Origin of the sequence: Providencia heimbachae ATCC 35613 (assembly GCF_001655055.1) — a bacterium.
Lineage (GTDB): Bacteria > Pseudomonadota > Gammaproteobacteria > Enterobacterales > Enterobacteriaceae > Providencia > Providencia heimbachae.
In genome coordinates this window covers 213,764-233,728 of record NZ_LXEW01000048.1, presented here as the reverse complement: position 1 = coordinate 233,728, position 19,965 = coordinate 213,764, and the positions used below count along the sequence as shown (strand labels likewise).

The window sequence follows — 19,965 nt, the reverse complement described above, 5'->3', positions numbered from 1 at the left end:
CCAGACAAGAGAAACATCATGATGCAAATACGTAGTTTATTCTTATTAATCAACCTATTTTTGTTAATTTAAAATAAGAAGAATACAACCCAGATGAGGTATTTTTTGGAAGGCTTCATCCAAACCTTTATCAATACCAAATTTTATGGGCAGACAAACGTTGCCTACCCATAGTAATTCCAATAACCAACAGACTATTTTTAATTATTCAAATGGCTTCATTGCAGGGACGACATCGGCACATTGACCGCGATGACGTAAATAGTGATCCAACAAGACAATCGCCATCATCGCTTCTGCAATGGGTACTGCGCGGATACCAACACAAGGGTCGTGGCGACCTTTAGTGATCATATCCACTTCTTCAAAATCACGGTTTAATGTCTTACCTGAAACGGTAATACTGGAAGTTGGTTTCATCGCGATATGGGCAATGATAGGTTGGCTGCTACTGATACCACCCAAAATGCCACCCGCATGGTTCGAGGTAAAACCATGACGAGTAATTTCATCCCGGTTTTCACTGCCTTTTAAGCCGATAACCCCAAAGCCATCACCAATTTCAACCCCTTTCACGGCATTGATGCTCATCAATGCATGAGCAAGATCCGCGTCTAAGCGATCGAATACGGGCTCACCGAGACCCGCTGGCACATTCTCTGCAATCACAGTCACTTTTGCGCCGATTGAATCCCCTTCTTTTTTCAATCCACGCAGCAATTCATCTAACGCTTCAAGTTTGGTCGGGTCTGGGCAAAAAAATGGGTTTTCTTCAACGATTGACCAATCTTTTATTTCACACTCAACAGAGCCCATTTGCGTCAAACAACCTCGGATCACAACACCAAATTTTTCATGTAGATATTTTTTAGCGATTGCACCCGCTGCCACGCGCATCGCGGTTTCACGCGCCGATGAACGGCCACCACCACGATAGTCACGCTGACCATATTTTTGCTCGTAGGTGTAATCCGCATGTCCCGGTCTGAATACATCTTTGATGGTGCCGTAATCTTGCGAGCGCTGATCGGTGTTTTCAATCATTAAACCAATGCTGGTTCCTGTGGTAACACCATTAAATACACCTGACAATATTTTGACTTGGTCAGGTTCACGACGCGCAGTGGTATAACGCGAAGTGCCTGGACGACGTCTATCTAAATCAATCTGTAAATCCGCCTCAGTCAGTGATAACCCCGGCGGTACGCCATCGATGATGCAACCTAACGCCAGACCATGTGACTCGCCGAATGTTGTCACGCGAAAAAGTTGCCCTATTGAATTTCCTGCCATCCCGAGTTTCCTATTCTAAGCCTGCGATTGTTATAATTATGTATTGGTTGTTAAGAACATGATGTTGTCTTTGAATACATTATTATGTGGAACAGTTCAACTATACTTTAAATTCTTCAAAGCACACATGATACTCAACTAATTGATCACGCGTTAACATAAACACACCATCGCCACCGTATTCGAAATCAAGCCAAATAAACGGAACTTCTGGATATTGTTCAATTAAGTGCACCATGCTGTTGCCCACTTCACACACCAAAATACCTTCTTCGGTTAAAAAGCGTGGCGCATCCGCTAAGATACGACGCGTCAATTTTAAGCCATCACTACCCGCGGCTAAGGCTAATTCGGGTTCGACACGAAACTCTTCTGGTAAATCCGACATATCTTCTGCATCAACATACGGCGGATTAGTGACAATCAAGTCGTATTTCACCTCTGGCATATCCCTGAATAAATCAGAGCGAATTGGGATCACACGATGGTCTAAGCCATGGTTAGCAATATTTTGTTCCGTTACGGCTAAGACATCGGTTGAAATATCGACTGCATCGACTTCTGCGTCAGGAAATTCGTAGGCGCAAGCAATCGCAATGCAGCCACTGCCAGTGCACATATCCAAAATAGTTTGCGGTTCATCTGATAATAAACCGACAAAGTGGTTATTGATTAACTCACCAATTGGAGAGCGGGGAATAAGAACACGCTCATCCACATAAAATTCGTGACCACAAAACCAAGAACGGTTTGTGAGATAAGCAACCGGAATACGGTCATTGATGCGGCGTAAAACACGCTCAATAATACGGTGGCGCTCCGTTGGTGTCAGGCGCGATGTTAGCAGTTCATCGGGTAAATCTAACGGTAAATAAAGGGTTGGGAGCACCAATTGTAATGCTTCGTCCCACGAGTTATCTGTACCGTGGCCATAATACACATTGGCGGCATTAAAGCGGCTCATTGTCCAACGTAAAATATCCTGAATGGTGTGAAGTTCTGCTACTGCTTCGTCAACGAAGATCTTTTCCAAGAAGGGTGTCTCCTGCCTGTCTATTGAAAGGTAAATATGAATGGTTAAAGTTTGCCACGAAGTGAGAGACAAATCAGCAGATTAATACAATAAAATAAAGATACACTTATTCAAGATGCGCGGTTTGAATGGGATTTAATCACAAAGATGCCCTCAACAACGCTTGAGGGCATCTTTTAGTAAACATAATATTAAAAATAACCGTTAGCTTTGCGTCATTTCTTTTGTCTTATTCTCTGGCTTTTTTACCCATACTGCATAGGCAATACTTAATAACACCAGCCAAATGATACCGACGTATAGCGCTATCCGCGTATCTTCGAAATAACCAAGCACACCAAAAATAAACAGCATAAATACAATGGCAACAATGGGGGCAACTGGCCACATTGGGACAGGGAACTTTAGCTGACTCACTTCTTCCGGCGTCATTTTTTTACGCATCGCAAACTGAGACAGTAAAATCATTAGCCATACCCAGATGGTGGCAAAAGTCGCAATTGAAGCAATCACTAAGAAGACTTTTTCAGGAATTAAATAATTCAGCACCACACCAATAAACAACACACCAACCATCACCAGCACAGTCATCCATGGCACGCCATTTTTAGTCAGTTTGGTAAAGGCTTTCGGCGCTTGCCCTTCATGCGCCATTCCATACATCATGCGTCCTGCACCAAAAATATCACTGTTAATCGCAGAAATTGCTGCCGTAATGACCACCACATTTAAAATATTTGCAGCGGATTGAATTCCTAAGCTGTCAAAAATTTGCACAAATGGGCTACCTTGCTGACCAATTTGGTTCCATGGGTAAATACACATCAGCACAAACAGCGTCAGTACGTAAAATAATAGAATACGAATTGGTACGGCATTAATTGCTTTAGGAATGGTTACACCTGGGTTTTTCGCTTCACTTGCGGTGATACCAATGACTTCAATTCCACCAAAGGCAAACATCACCACGGCAAAGGAGGCAATGACCCCGCCTATACCATTTGGCATAAAGCCATCATGAATAAACAGATTTGAAATCCCCACAGGATGCTCAGCGGCTGAACCAAAGCCAAACATCATAATGGCTGCACCACCGACTATCATGGCAATAATCGCCACGACTTTGATCAGTGATAGCCAAAACTCCATTTCACCGAAGGTTTTGACGTGACAAAGATTTATCGCACCAATAAAACAGATAATACTGAGTACCCATATCCATTGTGCGACATCCGGAAACCAGAGTTTCATGTAGAAGCCGAATGCGGTCACATCAGCAAGACAAACAATCAGCATTTCAAAAACATATGTCCAGCCCGTAAAGAAGCCCGCCCTTGCGCCAAGATAATGACTAGCATACTGAGAAAATGAACCGGCTAGTGGGCTATGAACTGCCATTTCACCCAGTGCGCGCATCACCATAAAAACGGCTGCACCCCCTATTATATAAGCCAGCAGTACCGCCGGACCTGCGGTTTCTATCGCTTTTGCTGAACCATAAAATAGCCCTGTACCAATCGCAGAACCGAGAGCCATAAATCGAATGTGGCGCGCAGAAAGACCTCGCGCAAGTTGTGATGTGCTTTGCATGAATTATCCTTCGTATTATTTTATTATTTATTTGTTGTGCAGATATACCGCTACGGGCAGTTGATACGTCGCCAACTGCCCTTTATTTGCTCGATGTACTATTTAGGGAAAACAGTTCCAACAGAAAATAATGTTGATAATTTGTGTTTGTTGATTAATTCAATTGCCGCCTCAATATCCGGTGCAAAATAACGATCTTTGTCGTAATAAGTGACTTTGTCTCTTAAGGTTGAACGCGCTTTTTCTAACGCTTCGCTGGATTTAAGCCCTTCACGGAAATCCATACCTTGGCAAGCCGATAACCATTCAATAGCAAGAATACCGGTTACATTCTTCGCCATTTCCCACAGGCGACGCCCTGCCGCCGGTGCCATTGAGACATGATCTTCCTGATTGGCTGAGGTTGGTAAACTATCAACACTTGATGGATGTGCCAATGCTTTGTTTTCACTCGCTAAAGCTGCCGCCGTCACTTGTGCAATCATAAATCCTGAGTTAACCCCACCATTATTGACTAAGAATGGGGGAAGCTGGGACATATGCGTATCCATCAATAATGCAATACGTCTTTCTGATAGCGCGCCTATTTCGGCGAATACAAGGGCAAGGTTATCTGACGCCATCGCAACAGGCTCTGCATGGAAGTTCCCACCCGAAATAATATCGCTATTATCGGTAAATACTAATGGGTTATCTGATACCGCATTAGATTCAATTAAAATAACTTCCGCGGCTTGGCGAATTTGTGTTAAGCAAGCCCCCATTACCTGCGGTTGGCAGCGCAATGAGTAAGGGTCTTGAACTTTAACGCAATTTTCATGGGACTGAGCAAGCTCACTACTTGGTGATAGAATTTCACGAAACAGTGCTGCCACATCTATTTGCCCTTTTTGTCCGCGAACTTCTTGTACCCGAGCATCGAATGGCTTACGTGACCCCAATGTTGCTTCAACACTCAGTGCACCACAGACGATCCCTGAAAGCAGTAATGTCTCGGCTTCAAATAACCCTTTAAGTGCAAATGCTGTCGAGACCTGTGTACCATTAAGTAAAGCGAGGCCTTCTTTCGCTTCGAGCTTTAATGGGGTTAAACCTGCTTTTTCTAACGCTTTTTTGGCTGAAATCCATTTACCTTCAAAACGCGCTTTTCCTTCACCCAATAGAATTAAACTCATGTGAGCGAGAGGCGCTAAGTCACCTGAAGCACCAACAGATCCTTTTGCTGGAATAAACGGATACACTTGAGCATTAATCATCGCAATTAACGCATTAATCACTTCAAGGCGAATACCCGAAAAACCACGCGCTAGGCTGTTAACTTTTAGCACCATAATTAAACGAACAAGTTCATCATCTAATGGATCGCCTACCCCTGCAGCATGGGACATCACGATGGAGCGTTGCAATGATTGCAAATCTTTCGTCGCTATTCGCGTGTTGGCTAATAACCCAAAACCGGTATTAATCCCGTATGCCGTTTTATCTTCAGCAATAATTTTATTCACCGTCGCAACACTTTTTTCAATTGCGCTATGAGCGCGTTTATCAAGAGTCACGGTAACGGGCTGTTCAAAGACAACACGTAATTCATCAAGTGTCATTTTTCCTGGATGGATAGTTAACTTAGTCATTAATGGCACTCCTTAACGTGTTTTTAGCATTGGTAGATTAAGATTTTTTTCATGCGCACATTCGATTGCAATGTCATAGCCCGCATCCGCATGGCGCATCACCCCTGTTGCAGGGTCATTATGTAAAACGCGAGCAATCCGTGCAGCGGCTTCATCGGTTCCATCACAAACAATGACAACACCGGAATGTTGTGAGAAGCCCATACCGACGCCACCACCATGATGCAAAGACACCCATGTTGCGCCACTGGCGGTATTCAATAATGCGTTGAGTAATGGCCAATCTGACACAGCATCTGAGCCATCTTTCATTGATTCTGTTTCACGATTTGGGCTTGCTACCGACCCAGAATCAAGATGGTCACGACCAATAACGATCGGTGCCGACACTTCACCACTTCTTACCATTTCATTAAACGCTAAACCCAATTTTGCTCGGTCTCCTAAGCCAACCCAGCAAATTCGTGCAGGTAATCCCTGAAAGCTGATACGCTCACGCGCCATATCTAACCAACGGTGTAAATGCTTATCGTCTGGCAATAATTGTTTAACTTTGGCATCAGTTTTATAAATATCTTCAGGATCACCGGATAGCGCAACCCAACGGAACGGTCCTACACCACGACAAAATAGTGGGCGAATATAAGCAGGCACAAATCCCGGGAAATCGAAGGCATTTTCAACCCCCATTTCTAATGCCATTTGACGGATATTATTGCCGTAATCAAAGGTTGGAATACCTTGTTTCTTGAATGCCAACATGGCTTTAACATGTTCCGCCATGGATTTTTTAGCTGCAAGCGCGGTACTTTGCGGGTTTTTTACACTTTGTTCACGGTACTCATCCCAACTCATACCAATGGGTAAATAACCGTTAAGTGGGTCATGGGCACTGGTTTGGTCTGTAACCATGTCAGGTTTAACACCGCGCTTAACTAATTCAGGCAATATTTCAGCGGCATTTCCACAAAGCGCAATCGAAACTGCCTTTCCTTCTGCGGTGTATTTTTTAATGCGTGCAAGTGCATCATCCAGATCGGTTGCTTGCTCATCCACGTAATGGGTTCTTAGACGAAAATCAATGCGACTTTGCTGGCATTCAATATTGAGTGAACACGCGCCGGCTAATGTTGCGGCTAACGGCTGCGCGCCACCCATTCCACCTAAACCTGCCGTTAATACCCAACGTCCGGTTAAATCACCATTAAAGTGTTGGCGCGCTGCTTCAACAAATGTTTCATAGGTGCCCTGTACAATCCCTTGGCTACCAATATAAATCCAGCTACCTGCGGTCATCTGACCATACATGGCTAAGCCTTTCGCATCTAATTCATTGAAATGCTCCCAATTTGCCCAGTGAGGGACAAGGTTTGAGTTAGCAATTAATACGCGAGGGGCATTTTCATGGGTTTTAAATACACCTACCGGTTTTCCGGATTGAACAAGTAGGGTTTCATCATTTTCAAGTTGTTTAAGTGACTCTACGATTTGGTCATAGCACTGCCAATTACGTGCTGCACGCCCAATCCCACCATAAACCACTAATTCATGCGGATTTTCGGCGACATCAGGATCAAGGTTATTCATTAGCATGCGTAAAGGGGCTTCCGTCAGCCAACTTTTTGCGGTCAATGTGTTTCCACGAGGCGATCTAATTTCGACATTTCTATATTTATTATTAAGTGCGGTCACTTTTTTATACCCTCTTTATCGATACCCTAAATAATTCAGGTTGAGTGTCAGTGGCAAGCAAAGGGTCTACATTCAATATCGCTGTTGATGGCATATTCAATGTCAGTCTTTATCTATCTGTGCCGCTAACGGGCAACTTGAATTTACTTGGGAGAAATACATGTTGTACTGATTTCGTCTCTCTATAGGTATAGTTGTATATACATGTACAATCAATTCATTTTTTAACAACACATTGAGATAAAATGACTGGATTTATTTTATTTTCACTTATTAATCAATCAAATAAACCGATACAAAGTTTAAACCATACTGTTTTTTTATTCTAAATATGCCATCAATATCACATTTTATTCACAGTAAATTTACATTTAGCTTTGGTTGAATCGCAGATTTTAGCTTATCGTGGATTTATTTAAGGGGCGAAATCAGGAGGGATATAAATGGGTTTAATAGCTAACTATGTATTTAAATAATTAGCTACCATCATATTGAATAACTAGGAAGAAAAACGCCCCTTTAATTTATAACGATGTCCGGGGAACAATAGCTTTGTGCTGGTGACAGTGAAGGCTTGTGACCAGGTTCGTCGAGTAATGAGTAGGCAAGAAGACCCTATATTAATATGCAATAATTTAGCTGAACGCTCGTCCGCCTCAACGGCTTCAACAATATGCTCCCCTTGCGTAAGAGGGGCTACTTGAGAAAGATAGTCATGAGGAGTGACAGATAAAAAGTCTTGTTGTAAATATTCAGGCGCAGCGAATGCATTAACATATCTATCTTCAACTTGAACCGGAATTTCATTTTCAAAATGAACAATAATCGAATGATAAACCCGTGTACCTACCGATATATTTAGCTCTTTTGCCAGCGCGACCGAAGCCGTAACCTCTTCAAGTTTAATTATTTTGCAACTGTATTGATGATCCCTTGCAACTATTTCAGCCTCAATACTGTGGATTTCAAAAAGTGCTGATTGACCTTTCGGCTCTGCAACAAAAGTCCCTACGCCTTGCAATCTGACCAGCAACCCTTCCGCGGTTAGCTCACGCAAAGCACGATTGGCCGTCATTCGGCTACAATGAAATTGAATAACTAGTTCGGCTTCCGATGGCACTCTATCGTTAGCTTGCCATTCCCCTGTGTATATTTTTTCAGTAATCGATTGTTTTACTTGCAAATAGAGAGGAATAGGAGTTCCTATCTTTTCTTTGGTTTGTTTTTCGGCTGTCACAGTGATTTCCAGTTTAGTCAATAAGAACCAAGCAGGTGATAAGATAATTAAATCCCAAACACTGCCATTATAGCTATCGGATACTACTTATCCTGACAGTCGCAAATAATAAAATTGAGCCCATCATATTTTATAAAAGAAAATACAAGTAAGCCTTATTAAATTTAAAATAAAATATTACTGCCTATGTTGAATATTATCCAAACTCACAGCAATCAGAACGTTATTAATTATGATGACGACCACTGCATTATAGGTGGTTATTTTTATCTAATACTGATTAATACCTAAAATAATTTCATCAGCATGACTTGTTCATACTCTACATAAATCATGCTGCATAATTTAAAGTCAGCTAAGCGGCAAGTACATCAGTGGTGACCACCCCCTGATAGACTCGCATAAACAACGGATTACTGCCTTGCTCATAAATCATTTCTACAGGGTCTTTTGCATTCCAGACAATAAAGTCTGCATGATACCCTGCTTTCAATTGACCATGAGTTTGCTCACGGCCTAATGCTTTTGCTGCATGACATGTTACGCCAGCCCAAATTTCTTCAGGTGTTAATCGGAATAATACGGCTGCCATGTTCATTATCATACGCAATGACGCGAAAGGACTTGTTCCCGGATTAAAATCCGTTGAAATCGCCATCGGCACTTGATGCTCACGTAACAATTCAATAGGTGGTAATTTTGTTTCCCTTAGAAAATAAAATGCACCGGGCAGTAAAACGGCTACAGTACCACTCTTTTTAAGCGCACGGATCCCTTCAATATCTAAGTATTCAATATGATCAACCGACAACCCTTTAAAACTCGCAACTAACTCACTGCCACCCAAATTAGATAATTGCTCTACGTGCCCTTTAACCGGGATCCCTAATTTTTGAGCCGCCAAAAATAATTTTTTACTTTGTTCCAATGAAAAACCAACACTTTCACAAAAAACATCTACCGATTCAAAAAGCCCTTCATGCCAAAGTTTAGGCATTATGTCTTCGCAAATTAAATCAATATATTCGTCAGCCTTCCCTTTATATTCTGGGGGAACAGTGTGAGCAGATAATAATGTCGAGCTAACTGAAATAGGATAAATTGCAGCTAATTGCTTAGCGACCTGTAATTGTTTTTTCTCACTTTCAAAATCGAGACCATAACCTGACTTCATTTCAATGGTGGTCACACCTTCGCGAATTAGTGCTTCTAGTCGCGGTTGAGAAACCTCAAATAACGCTTTTTCATCTGTTTGTCTTGTCGAACGTACCGTGGAGTTTATACCACCACCCTGAGCACTAATCGTTTCATAGGAAACACCATTCATTCTCTGTTCCCATTCCGCCGCTCGGTTGCCACCAAAAATTAAATGTGTATGGCAATCAATTAATCCTGGCGTAATTAACCTACCTTCAACATCAATGACTTGACTATCTGTTCCATCAACTTCATCACTCGGTAATATCGCGATTATTTTATTATCACGAACAATTAAGTCATGATTTTCAATTAACCCATATGCTGATGTTGAATCCACATCCATTGAAGCAATACGGCTATTACGCCAAACAACATCTTGGGATTGAGCTTTAAATGACATAGCATTTCCTATTAGAGTTGAAATCATGTTATTAATTTCATAAATAGAGGTATATATATGTATATACAATTAGACTAAAAGACCTACTCTTGTCAATGTATACTGCTCTAAAAGGTTACAAATTTGTTATTCAACACCGATATTCTTCAGTTATACTCAAAATAATTCGCGTGACCGATAAGGTACAGACGAAGATAGTCGAGGGAGTCTATAACTGTTCATATTAAAAATGAGTTACACTAAGTTAAGTCACGCACATCTAAAAAAGAATGTTTTATTAAAAGAATATGAAAAATAAATTTGGACTAAAGGATGAAGATATTCATCTATTTAAAGAGTCGATTAGCGGAACAAAAAAAATCCGCCAAGATCAAATTTTACATGCTCCTATACGAGCCAAAGTCACACAACCATCCAATAAAAAAGTCATGCAAGAACAAATTGATGCCTCTTTTTATTTTTCAGATGAGTTTCAGCCGCTGCTTGAAGACGAAGGTCCTACCCGCTATTTGAAGCCAAGTTCAAACCCATATGAACTAAAAAAATTGCGTAGAGGTGATTATGTACCAGAGCTTTTTCTTGATTTGCATGGTCTGACGCAAATGGAAGCTAAGCAAGAAATCGGGGCGCTTATTGCGGCATGTAAAAGGGAGAATGTCTATTGTGCCTGCATCATGCATGGACATGGTAAGCATATATTAAAGCAACAAACTCCGCTTTGGCTTGCACAACACCCTGATATTATTGCATTTCACCAAGCCCCTAAAGAATGGGGGGGTAATGCCGCTATTTTATTGTTAATCGAGACGATTGAAAGTGCTCGTCGCTAAGATTCAGATGACCTTTTAGACTTGCTTTTACAACATAGAGAGAGACCCCTTACTTGAGGTAACAAAACGCCCTCTTTCCCTAAAAGATCAACGATCTTTAGCAAACATAAGTTGAGATGGACTCATCATCCACTCAACATGACTTTTTAAATGTGCTACGTCAATGTTAATACAGGCGATTGTTGAAGTGGTGAACATAGGAGGAGCCTCTTGTGGACACAACTCGGAAACTAAATATCCCACCAGTGGCAAATGAGAAACGACTAAAACCGCATTAGTTTCAAGCACTGCAAGGTCTCGAATATAATCAGCAACAAATGTCGCATCCCCTCCAGGCGTTAGCGCTTCCATAACCCCAACTTGTATTGGTAAAGTCAGATTATCACGCACTACCTGTAATGTTTGCTCTGCTCGTAGATAGGGGCTTACTAATACGTGATCAATTTTAGGCTCATGGCGACTTAGCCACTGCGCCATCAATACTGACTCGTCTTTTCCCTTTTGAGTTAATGGTCTAGCAGCATCGCTCGCTGCCTGTATCGCTGCATCACCATGACGCATAATATAAACTTGCATAATCCACCATCTGAGTAGCCTATCCTATCGGAATGACTAATCTTTTTGTTAAGATAATTGTTATAAAAGTAACCATCAGTTGGGGCTAGAATTGATTCTGCAACAAACTCGAGCCAAATAAAATGACTTAAGTTGTTTTTTGTTAATCTTTTTTATTTGCAGAAAAACAAAAAAACCTGATAACCGTATTAGCGCCATACGGTATCAGGTTTCTTCAACAAACAAAAATTTAGCCGCTAACCATTAAATTATTGATAGAAGTTTGTATTATTTTCAGCCATATGACATAACAAATCGCAAGGCTGAAATTTGTCACCATAACGCTCTGATAGCATTTTCATCGTCTCAACGGTTTTCGCAATCCCTAAGCTATCCATATAGCGGAATGGTCCCCCAAAGAATGGTGGGAAGCCAATGCCAAATACAGCGCCAATATCCCCATCCCGAGCACTACGAATAATTTTTTCATCCAGACAACGCGCCGCTTCATTGAGCATTAACATGACGCAGCGTTGAGCAATTTCCGTTTTGCTTTGTTTACTCTCAACGTGAATATTAATTAATGAATAGATACGTTTATCAACTTGACGTTTTGATGATTTTTTCCAAAATATTAAACGGGAAGATGAGTGGCCATATTCATAAAATCCTCTACCATTTTTCTTTCCTTTTCTATCATCCTTAACCACTTTATCTAGTGCTTCAGGCGCTTTAAATCGATTACCAAAACGCTCGACAAGAATAGGCAAAATTTTAGTTCCCACATCGATGCCCACTTCGTCGAGTAGATTAAATGGGCCAACAGGAAAACCAAAATTGACCAATGCGTTATCGATATGTTCAATCGGCTCACCTTGTACAAGGCATTCAGCCGCTTCACATAAATAAGGCGCTAATATTCGGTTAACATAAAAGCCGGCATCATCACCAACGACAATGGCAGTTTTTCCTTGGCGCTTAGCCAAAGCGACAACAGTTGCGATAGTTTTTGCGTCAGTATGCTCATGCGGGATCACTTCCACCAATGGCATTTTATCGACAGGACTAAAATAATGTAGACCAATTACCTTTTCAGGATGAGTCGACTCAGCGGCTATTTGATGAATAGGTAAAGACGATGTATTTGATGCAAAAATAGCGCTCCCCGCTGACATTTTTTCAACTTCAGCAACCATTTTTTGTTTCAATGCTAAATCTTCAAAGACAGCTTCAATAACGACATCCGATTTATCAAGCCCTTGGTAACTTAACGTCCCAGAAATTCTAGACATAATTGCTGAACGCTCACGAGACAATAAACGTCTTTTTAATACTCGTTGAGTAAGCAAATCCCAGCTATAACGCAATGCCTGAGTTACACCTTTATCTGAAATATCCTTGATACGAACAGGTAATTTACCTTGAGAAGCACTGACATAAGCAATTCCACCGCCCATTAAACCGCCACCGAGTACACCTATCTGTTTTATTTTTAATGGTGTTGCTTGTGCGCCTGCCTCATTTTTTAATGCTGTTGACGCAAAAAATAAGCTACGCAGCGCTGCCGACTCAGGTGTCATCACTAATTCACCAAACGCTTTTGCTTCTTCTGCATAGCCAGCTTTGAGACCTTTATTCATGCCTATTTTAACAACCTGAATAATTTTTTCCGGCGCCGGATAATGCCCTTTTGTTTTGCTTAATGCTTTTTGTTTAGCACTTTTAAATACTTGATTACGTAAAAACTTACTGCTAAGTAAACGCTGCTGCCAATGGATTGCAGGACGATGAACGCCACCTTTTTTTACCATTTTTATTGCGACATCTAATAAAATAGTCGTAGGGACAACATCATCCACTAAGCCGATTTTTTGTGCTTGCTTCGCTTTTAGCTGTCGCCCTGTGAGCATTAAGTCTAGTGCATGAGGGATACCCACTAAGCGAGGTAGTCGCTGCGTACCACCGGAACCGGGTAACAGCCCAATCTGCACTTCTGGCAGCCCTAACCGTGTTTTATCATCACTTGAACACACCCTTGCATGGCAAGCCAGCGCAAGCTCTAAGCCACCCCCTAAGCATGCACCGTGAATTGCAGCAATAATCGGTAAAGGATAATTATCTATTTTATCAAATAGCGCATGGCCTTCTGTTGAAAGCTCGCTGGCTTGTGCTTTTGTTTCACAATTTGCAATCATGCTAATGTCAGCACCGGCGATAAAATTGTCTTTTTTACCCGATGTGATAACTAAGCCTTTTAACCCAGATGTCGATTGTGCCTTGTGTAAAATGGCTAAAAATTGTTCTGCAAACTCCGCTTTTAAGGTGTTTACTTTTTCGTTCGGCACATCAATAAAAATCACACCCACATTTTCATCATAAATTTCGAGTGTAAACGCAGGTTCAGTGATATCCGTTTTTACCTCTGTAGTAGAATGTTGTTCCATTATTCCACCTCCAAGATCATCGCTGCACCTAAACCACCTGCGGCGCAAGCCGTTGTTAAGCCAAACCCACCACCACGTCGACGCAATTCATTTAATGTTTGAGTCACCATACGAGCACCTGTGGCCGCAAATGGGTGTCCATAAGCGATTGAGCCACCAAGCACATTAAACTTATCCATATCTATCTCACCAATCTCTTGCATTAGCCCGAGCTTTTCCTGAGCAAACTGACGACTTGAAAACATTTTTATATTCGCTAATGTTTGGGCAGCAAATGCTTCATGCATATCAATTAGTGTTAAATCCTGTAACGTTAACCCTGCGCGCTTCAAAGCGATAGGTGTCGCATAAGAGGGCCCTAGCAACATATCTTCCCATACATCGATGGCAGAAAATGCATAGCTTCGAATATACCCTAGAGGGGTATAGCCTAGGGCTTTTGCTCTTGATTCAGTCATCATCAATACAGCGGCCGCACCATCCGTTAAAGGTGTGCTGTTTGCCGCAGTCACGGTGCCATGTTTACGATCAAATGCCGGCTTTAATTTAGCGTATGACGATAAAACCGAGTTACCTCGGACATTATTATCCTGTGAAAAAGCGTGCTTAAATGGTGGCATATAGGCCGTCATCACTTCTTGCGCTAATACCCCGCTATCCCATGCTTTAGCCGCAAGTAAATGAGAGCGATGCGCTAATTCATCTTGTTGAATACGGCTAATTTGATAGCTTTTCGCCATTTGCTCTGCGGTATCGCCCATTCGCAAGCCTGTTGAATACTCTGCGACACTCGGGGCTACTGGTGCTAAGTCTTTTAAACGCAGTTTTGCAATTAACGATAATTTTTGGCCTACTGATTTGGCTTTGCTCAAGGCTAAAAGTGTTGCGGCTAATTTCTTTGAAACGCCAATGGGCAACACGGAAGATGAATCTGCACCACCGGCAATACCAATTGAAATATCCCCCACCATCATGCTTTGAGCAACATTAGCAATGGCTTGAAAACTTGTCGCGCAGGCTCTGGAAACACTATAGGCATCCGTGGACACACTCATTCCCGTTCCTAAGACAATTTCTCTTGCAATATTCGGCGCTTCAGGCATTTGTACTACTTGCCCAAACACCAGCTGTTCAATTAATGCGTTGTCTAAATCATTGCGACACAACAACTCTGCGACCACCGCTTTGCCGAGATCAACAGCCGCAATCCCTTGATAGGCAGTAGATTGCTTAGCAAAAGGTAAACGTAACCCACTCACGATGGCAATTCTTTCTTTCGCTATATAAGTGCTTTCGCCATGTTGGGAAAGTTGATTCATGGTCGCTCCTGCTACAAGAAAAAAGGAAAATTAAAATTGTTTTTCAATACCCGACCAAAGAGGTCTGACCTGTATTGATTGTTAACATAATTTTCACAATTATCAAATGGTACTAATGAAAAATGCGAAGCAGCGCGCAACTTAGAATGAAATGAATGAGAAAGGAAATAACTAAAGGTGAGTAACAAGAAGAAACCCTTTCACAACGTTGAATAACGAAAGTAAAAGGGTGATAAAATCAATTCAATCGCTTGATTAACGAAGCCCTAATTGAAAAATTAGACTTTCTGCTTCACAGCTAAAATTAAAATCAGCCGTTAATTCAATTCCACCCTCTACAGCGTTAAAAGAGTGGTTAATAACACAAGGTTCAGACTCAACCGATTTCGCTTTGTCTGTGAGTGTTTTCAACATGGATTCCGCCTCTCCTTGTGTTGCGAAAACATGCTGATACGAGGCCGTACAATCTTTATTATCAAGAATCGTACCGACATCTACACAACAGCAAGCTGCTGTCTCTTCCGCACTACAACGGTTAATCGCATCAGTCATTTTACTCTCCAAATAAACAAACTGTTAAGCGCCTATCATAACGCTGAAAAAGTGGTAAAAACCAGTCTGAATCAAAGTTTATCGCTAATAATCCAACATAAGTTTGATCTAACCCCACTTGTGGATATTTATTGTGCTTTTTTTGTCTTTTTATGTTGCCGTTTTGTTAAATAGATCGCATTTTTGAAAGCAAGGTCACAATAAATACAAAACATACTTGCAACATATCAGGTGGTCAGACCTATACTCTAGTAACTGGTCTGATTTGTCATAACGACAAGCGACCCTACAATTCAGCGCTTCTTGCGATAGAAGTCGCTTTATTCAAATAAAACATACAAGAGGGTTTTGGTCATGAGCCAGAAAAACCTGTTTACTCGGTCAGCTTTAGCTATAGCAGTGGCAATTCGGTCAGCTTTAGCTATAGCAGTGGCAATAATGTCTTCCAACGCAGGCGCGGCTGGTTTTTTGCTTAATGAATATTCAACCTCGGCACTCGGACGTGCGTTCTCTGGCGCTGGCGCTATGGGGGATAACGCAAGTGAAGGTAGCCGTAACCCCGCTGCAATGATGCTATTTAATCGCCCTTCTCTTTCCGTTGGTGCAGTTTATATTGACCCGACCGTTGATATTAAAGGCCGTGATAACGATATGTTTACTGCCAATAATATCGCCCCTAATGCCCTTGTTCCCAATGCTCACTTTATCTTCCCAATCAATGATAAATGGGCTGTTGGCACCTCAATGACCACCAACTTTGGTTTAGCGACTGATTTTAGCAAGGATTATGCCGGTGGGCCTGTTGCAGGAAAAACTGACTTAAAAACCGTTAACTTAAATTTAAGCGGCGCATATCGTTTAAATGATAACTTTAGTTTTGGTTTAGGTGTTAATGCTGTCTATGCCGATGCCGAAATCACCCGCCATATGGGGATTGGCGCTGGTAAAGTTCCACCTGCTTTAGGCGTTACGCCAAGTACAACAGCCGCAAAGTTGAAAGGTGATGACTGGGGTTATGGTTGGAACACAGGGATTCTATATGAATTCAATCAAGACAACCGCCTAAGTTTAACGTACCGTTCAGAAGTCAAAGTTAAATTTGAAGAGGGTAAGTTCTCAAATGATCTCCCTGCTCAGATTGGTGGGCTTAATGGCGGCACCGTTAAGGTAAACTAGATCTCAATTTACCTGATGTCTGGGAGTTCTCTGGCTATCATAAAGTTGCACCACAATGGGCAATGCATTATAGCGTAGCTTATACTGGGTGGAGTACCTTTAAAGACCTAACCGCTTATCAAAAAAGTAATGGTAAAGAACTGTTCCATAAACCTGAACACTTTAAAGATGCTTGGCGCTTAGCTATTGGTACCACTTACTTTTATGACGATAACTGGACATTCCGCACCGGTATTGCTTACGATGAAAGCCCTGTCCGCTCTGAATATCGCTCAATCTCAATCCCTGACCAAGACCGTTACTGGTTAAGTGCGGGAACAACCTATGCATTCAATGAAGATGCTTCTGTCGATGTTGGTATTGCCTATATGCACGGTAAAAAAGTCAATATTAATGAAAAACTTGTTGAATCAGACCCTAACTCAGTTGTGCGCTTTAAATCTGAAGGCTCTGCATGGCTGTATGGCGTGAACTTTAACTACGCATTCTAATTATCTACCTTATTTTATCAGGGGGGATCTTCCCCCCCTGATTTCCCCCTACTCACACTTTTTTATTAAAACCCCGCCCAAACTACTTTTTATTGACATTTTCTCAAAGTCATTTATATATAAATATATGAATCATTTTATAACAAATTATTAACAGCCAATATTCTGATCAATTCGCCTATAAGCATAGGCAAACCTTCTGATTTTAACCGCTGAGCGCAGTCAAGAACGCGACAACTTGAAGTATGGCAAGTCTATATTTACACTTTATTTAACCACCCTTGAATTAGCTGAATGTTCTTGTCTAAATATTCAGTATTATGAATAAACGATCGCGATCATAAAGTAAAAACAACATATGAATTAATGTATTGCATTGATAAATATATTTTTGATTTGTGAACGGGAGAGTTCAAAGAGGTATTTATGACGACAACGTAGGAGGTTTTATGGGAACACTGTTTACGGTTAGTTTCATTGGTGTGCTGGGAATTATTGCTTTGATTGACACAGTGTCACAGCGAGGAAAGCAGGACAATGATTAGTCTTAAATTTATCACTCTCTAATATTTTACTGTATAGAGAGTGATAAACCTTTCAACGATCAAGACGCTTTTCTATTTTAATCAATAGAATCAAGATCCCCTTCAATCGCAGCAGCATTTGGGTTTTCAACTGCTTGCAACACGCCACCTTTCGACAAGAAATCATTTCGCTGGAAATAAGCTTCGCGCAACATCAAGTATGGGTCAGACGAATTTCTCAGCAATCCATCAGAATCCAATAACCTTGCTCGGGTTTCAATTCCTTCAAGCGCCCATTTACCCGCAGACATCCAGAACGTTAAATAACTCAGCATTGGGTATAAATCATCAACTAAGTCACCACCTTGTTCTCGAACGGTCGCACTCCCATAACCGGGTAATACAACATACGGCCCATAACCCACATCGTAATATCCTAAAGTATTACCAAATCGTTTTGGTTCTTCTTTAGCCAGTTGTGGATTTGCCATAGAGGCAACATCAATTAAGCCTCCCATACCAAATACGGTATTGAGGAAGAAACGGTTAAAATGTTTAAAACCTTGGGTCACTTCACCACGTAAGAAACTATTCAACATGCTTGCAGGTTCTTCAAGGTTAACAAAAAAGTTGGTTAATCCATTTCGAGCTGGCATAGGCACATAGTCATTCCAAGCAACCGCCACCGGCCTTAAGACATAAGGATCCAAGACATTGTAGTTGAAATTGAACATTGCTCGGTTAAAACCTTCCAGTGGGTCTGAGCGTTCTTGTGTTGCAGGATCAATTGAACTGGCGCAACCACCAATTAATATCCCAATAAGAAGCACAATGCTCATGCGAAACTTCATAATCCTCTCCATTCCCTGTACCATCCTGAAGCAGTACTTTCAAAATTTTCACGAATCCGCTTATCATAAAGTCAAACAGATAAATTTGTTAATCGTTTTGAGTGATTAAATATCCCAATAGTACTAACTATACCTTATTTAATTATTACATTATTATAAGAAAAATTATTAGTTAGTACAAAAAGCATCTTCGGGTAAATACTGACCCAAAAAATAGCAATCAACCAATTGAAATATAAATAGAATATTTTTTATCAAAATCTTAATGCGCCATTTTGTTTTAAACTTTAACAAAAAGCGTATTACGGAATAATGTACAGTTTTAATGTTCGCTTAAAAAACAAACCAATCGTACATTAAACACTCAAGCAAAATAATTTTAGCGTAACAACTTGATTCAATTGGGTCTGAACAGTAAAATGCCAACCTCAGTTTAGTGCTAATGATTTATGTCCCCTTAGTTAAATGGATATAACGAGCCCCTCCTAAGGGCTAGTTGCAGGTTCGATTCCTGCAGGGGACACCAGTAAAATCAATGCATTGCCTAAAAAAGACATTCCTCATTCTTATATTCTCCTATTTCAATCAACCCATGCACAGGCTATTATCTAACCAATAATTTAAGTCCACATTTATTCAAGCGGTTCCCCATGAAACAGACATTGTTTTTCTTATTTTTGCTTTTAACCGGTTGTGTAACGACGACTGAATCTAATGTCGTCTTAGCTGGAATGCCTAAAAATCAAGTAATTAAAATTGAAGGAATACCCGATGAACAGGCTATTCAGGATAACTATGAATTACTTTTATATTTAAATAAAATTCATCCAGAATTCTCAAATGGAAAAGCAGACTACACTTTTATTTTCAATAAAAATCAATTAATTGAATATTCAGTGGAGAATATTAGCCAAAAAGATAAAATTCAAGTGACCGTAAGATTAACAGCAAAGCAAAGGTTGATGCGCTGGGTTGAGCAGTTAAGTTTACCTGTAAACCCATCTGCTACGGCAAATTGTATGATTGTCGACAAACAAGTGAATTGTAGTAATACCAAATAGACATTTTAACGCTAAATATCTAGCCAAAAGACTGTGAATATTTATCAATAACAATCTTATTTTCCTTCGGTTTACAGATCAATCCA

14 protein-coding genes, 1 tRNA gene and 1 pseudogene are annotated in these 19,965 nt (G+C 40.9%); 4 read left to right on the top strand and 12 right to left on the bottom strand.

Annotated elements, in window-relative coordinates:
* Positions 1-204: 204 nt before the first annotated feature.
* From aroC to hutI, 7 genes are all read right to left on the bottom strand, one after another.
* On the bottom strand, positions 205-1,293 hold the full coding sequence (aroC, locus tag M998_RS17885) for a chorismate synthase (protein WP_068910125.1): 1,089 nt from the start codon (positions 1,291-1,293) through the stop codon (positions 205-207).
* A gap of 100 nt (positions 1,294-1,393) precedes the next feature.
* Positions 1,394-2,326 (bottom strand): 50S ribosomal protein L3 N(5)-glutamine methyltransferase, encoded by a 933-nt coding sequence (gene prmB / locus M998_RS17880; protein ID WP_068444986.1) that lies wholly within the window; start codon positions 2,324-2,326, stop codon positions 1,394-1,396.
* A 204-nt stretch (positions 2,327-2,530) separates the two neighbouring features.
* Positions 2,531-3,916: an L-histidine transporter HutT gene (gene hutT / locus M998_RS17875; RefSeq protein WP_068444988.1), complete on the bottom strand. Its 1,386-nt coding sequence runs from the start codon at positions 3,914-3,916 to the stop codon at positions 2,531-2,533.
* A 98-nt stretch (positions 3,917-4,014) separates the two neighbouring features.
* Positions 4,015-5,547 carry a histidine ammonia-lyase gene (hutH, locus tag M998_RS17870; protein ID WP_068910123.1) on the bottom strand — a complete coding sequence of 511 codons (1,533 nt, stop codon included), beginning with the start codon at positions 5,545-5,547 and terminating at the stop codon, positions 4,015-4,017.
* A gap of 12 nt (positions 5,548-5,559) precedes the next feature.
* A complete protein-coding gene (gene hutU / locus M998_RS17865; protein ID WP_068910122.1) occupies positions 5,560-7,239 on the bottom strand; it encodes a urocanate hydratase in 1,680 nt (559 codons plus the stop codon).
* Between the two features lie 499 nt (positions 7,240-7,738).
* Entirely contained in the window at positions 7,739-8,476 is a 738-nt protein-coding gene (gene hutC, locus M998_RS17860; RefSeq protein WP_111750936.1) for a histidine utilization transcriptional repressor HutC, read from the bottom strand.
* Between the two features lie 355 nt (positions 8,477-8,831).
* Positions 8,832-10,076: an imidazolonepropionase gene (gene hutI / locus M998_RS17855; protein WP_068910120.1), complete on the bottom strand. Its 1,245-nt coding sequence runs from the start codon at positions 10,074-10,076 to the stop codon at positions 8,832-8,834.
* A gap of 287 nt (positions 10,077-10,363) precedes the next feature.
* On the opposite strand from hutI, the gene smrB reads away from it, so the two are divergent.
* On the top strand, positions 10,364-10,906 hold the full coding sequence (gene smrB / locus M998_RS17850; protein WP_068444995.1) for an endonuclease SmrB: 543 nt from the start codon (positions 10,364-10,366) through the stop codon (positions 10,904-10,906).
* Between the two features lie 87 nt (positions 10,907-10,993).
* On the opposite strand, the gene sixA is transcribed toward smrB, so the two are convergent.
* The 4 genes from sixA to M998_RS17830 all read right to left on the bottom strand — a co-directional run bounded on the left by sixA (position 10,994) and on the right by M998_RS17830 (position 15,776).
* Complete coding sequence (gene sixA / locus M998_RS17845; RefSeq protein ID WP_068444997.1) at positions 10,994-11,482, bottom strand: phosphohistidine phosphatase SixA; 489 nt, start codon at positions 11,480-11,482, stop codon at positions 10,994-10,996.
* Between the two features lie 248 nt (positions 11,483-11,730).
* A complete protein-coding gene (gene fadJ, locus M998_RS17840) occupies positions 11,731-13,905 on the bottom strand; it encodes a fatty acid oxidation complex subunit alpha FadJ (RefSeq protein WP_068910118.1) in 2,175 nt (724 codons plus the stop codon).
* Positions 13,905-15,224 carry an acetyl-CoA C-acyltransferase FadI gene (fadI, locus tag M998_RS17835; RefSeq protein ID WP_068910116.1) on the bottom strand — a complete coding sequence of 440 codons (1,320 nt, stop codon included), beginning with the start codon at positions 15,222-15,224 and terminating at the stop codon, positions 13,905-13,907. Before fadI ends, fadJ begins: the two co-directional genes overlap by 1 nt.
* Before the next feature lie 255 nt (positions 15,225-15,479).
* Positions 15,480-15,776 (bottom strand): YfcZ/YiiS family protein, encoded by a 297-nt coding sequence (locus tag M998_RS17830; RefSeq protein WP_073890231.1) that lies wholly within the window; start codon positions 15,774-15,776, stop codon positions 15,480-15,482.
* 354 nt (positions 15,777-16,130) lie between these two features.
* Between M998_RS17830 and fadL the strand changes: the two are divergent.
* Positions 16,131-17,443: pseudogene (gene fadL / locus M998_RS17825) on the top strand (long-chain fatty acid transporter FadL).
* A gap of 622 nt (positions 17,444-18,065) precedes the next feature.
* Here the strand turns inward: fadL and mlaA are convergent.
* Positions 18,066-18,818 (bottom strand): phospholipid-binding lipoprotein MlaA, encoded by a 753-nt coding sequence (mlaA, locus tag M998_RS17820; protein WP_068445006.1) that lies wholly within the window; start codon positions 18,816-18,818, stop codon positions 18,066-18,068.
* A 451-nt stretch (positions 18,819-19,269) separates the two neighbouring features.
* Between mlaA and M998_RS17815 the strand changes: the two genes are divergently transcribed.
* Positions 19,270-19,344, top strand: a tRNA-Arg gene (locus M998_RS17815).
* A 124-nt stretch (positions 19,345-19,468) separates the two neighbouring features.
* Complete coding sequence (locus M998_RS17810) at positions 19,469-19,879, top strand: hypothetical protein (protein WP_068910115.1); 411 nt, start codon at positions 19,469-19,471, stop codon at positions 19,877-19,879.
* Positions 19,880-19,965 lie beyond the last annotated feature (86 nt).

Coding starts and splice junctions, on each gene's coding strand:
- hutH (WP_068910123.1), bottom strand. CDS start 5,547: ATGACTAAGTTAACTATCCATCCAGGAAAAATGACACTTGATGAATTA.
- sixA (WP_068444997.1), bottom strand. CDS start 11,482: ATGCAAGTTTATATTATGCGTCATGGTGATGCAGCGATACAGGCAGCG.
- hutT (WP_068444988.1), bottom strand. CDS start 3,916: ATGCAAAGCACATCACAACTTGCGCGAGGTCTTTCTGCGCGCCACATT.
- mlaA (WP_068445006.1), bottom strand. CDS start 18,818: ATGAAGTTTCGCATGAGCATTGTGCTTCTTATTGGGATATTAATTGGT.
- hutI (WP_068910120.1), bottom strand. CDS start 10,076: ATGTCATTTAAAGCTCAATCCCAAGATGTTGTTTGGCGTAATAGCCGT.
- aroC (WP_068910125.1), bottom strand. CDS start 1,293: ATGGCAGGAAATTCAATAGGGCAACTTTTTCGCGTGACAACATTCGGC.
- M998_RS17810 (WP_068910115.1), top strand. CDS start 19,469: ATGAAACAGACATTGTTTTTCTTATTTTTGCTTTTAACCGGTTGTGTA.
- fadI (WP_068910116.1), bottom strand. CDS start 15,224: ATGAATCAACTTTCCCAACATGGCGAAAGCACTTATATAGCGAAAGAA.
- smrB (WP_068444995.1), top strand. CDS start 10,364: ATGAAAAATAAATTTGGACTAAAGGATGAAGATATTCATCTATTTAAA.
- fadJ (WP_068910118.1), bottom strand. CDS start 13,905: ATGGAACAACATTCTACTACAGAGGTAAAAACGGATATCACTGAACCT.
- M998_RS17830 (WP_073890231.1), bottom strand. CDS start 15,776: ATGACTGATGCGATTAACCGTTGTAGTGCGGAAGAGACAGCAGCTTGC.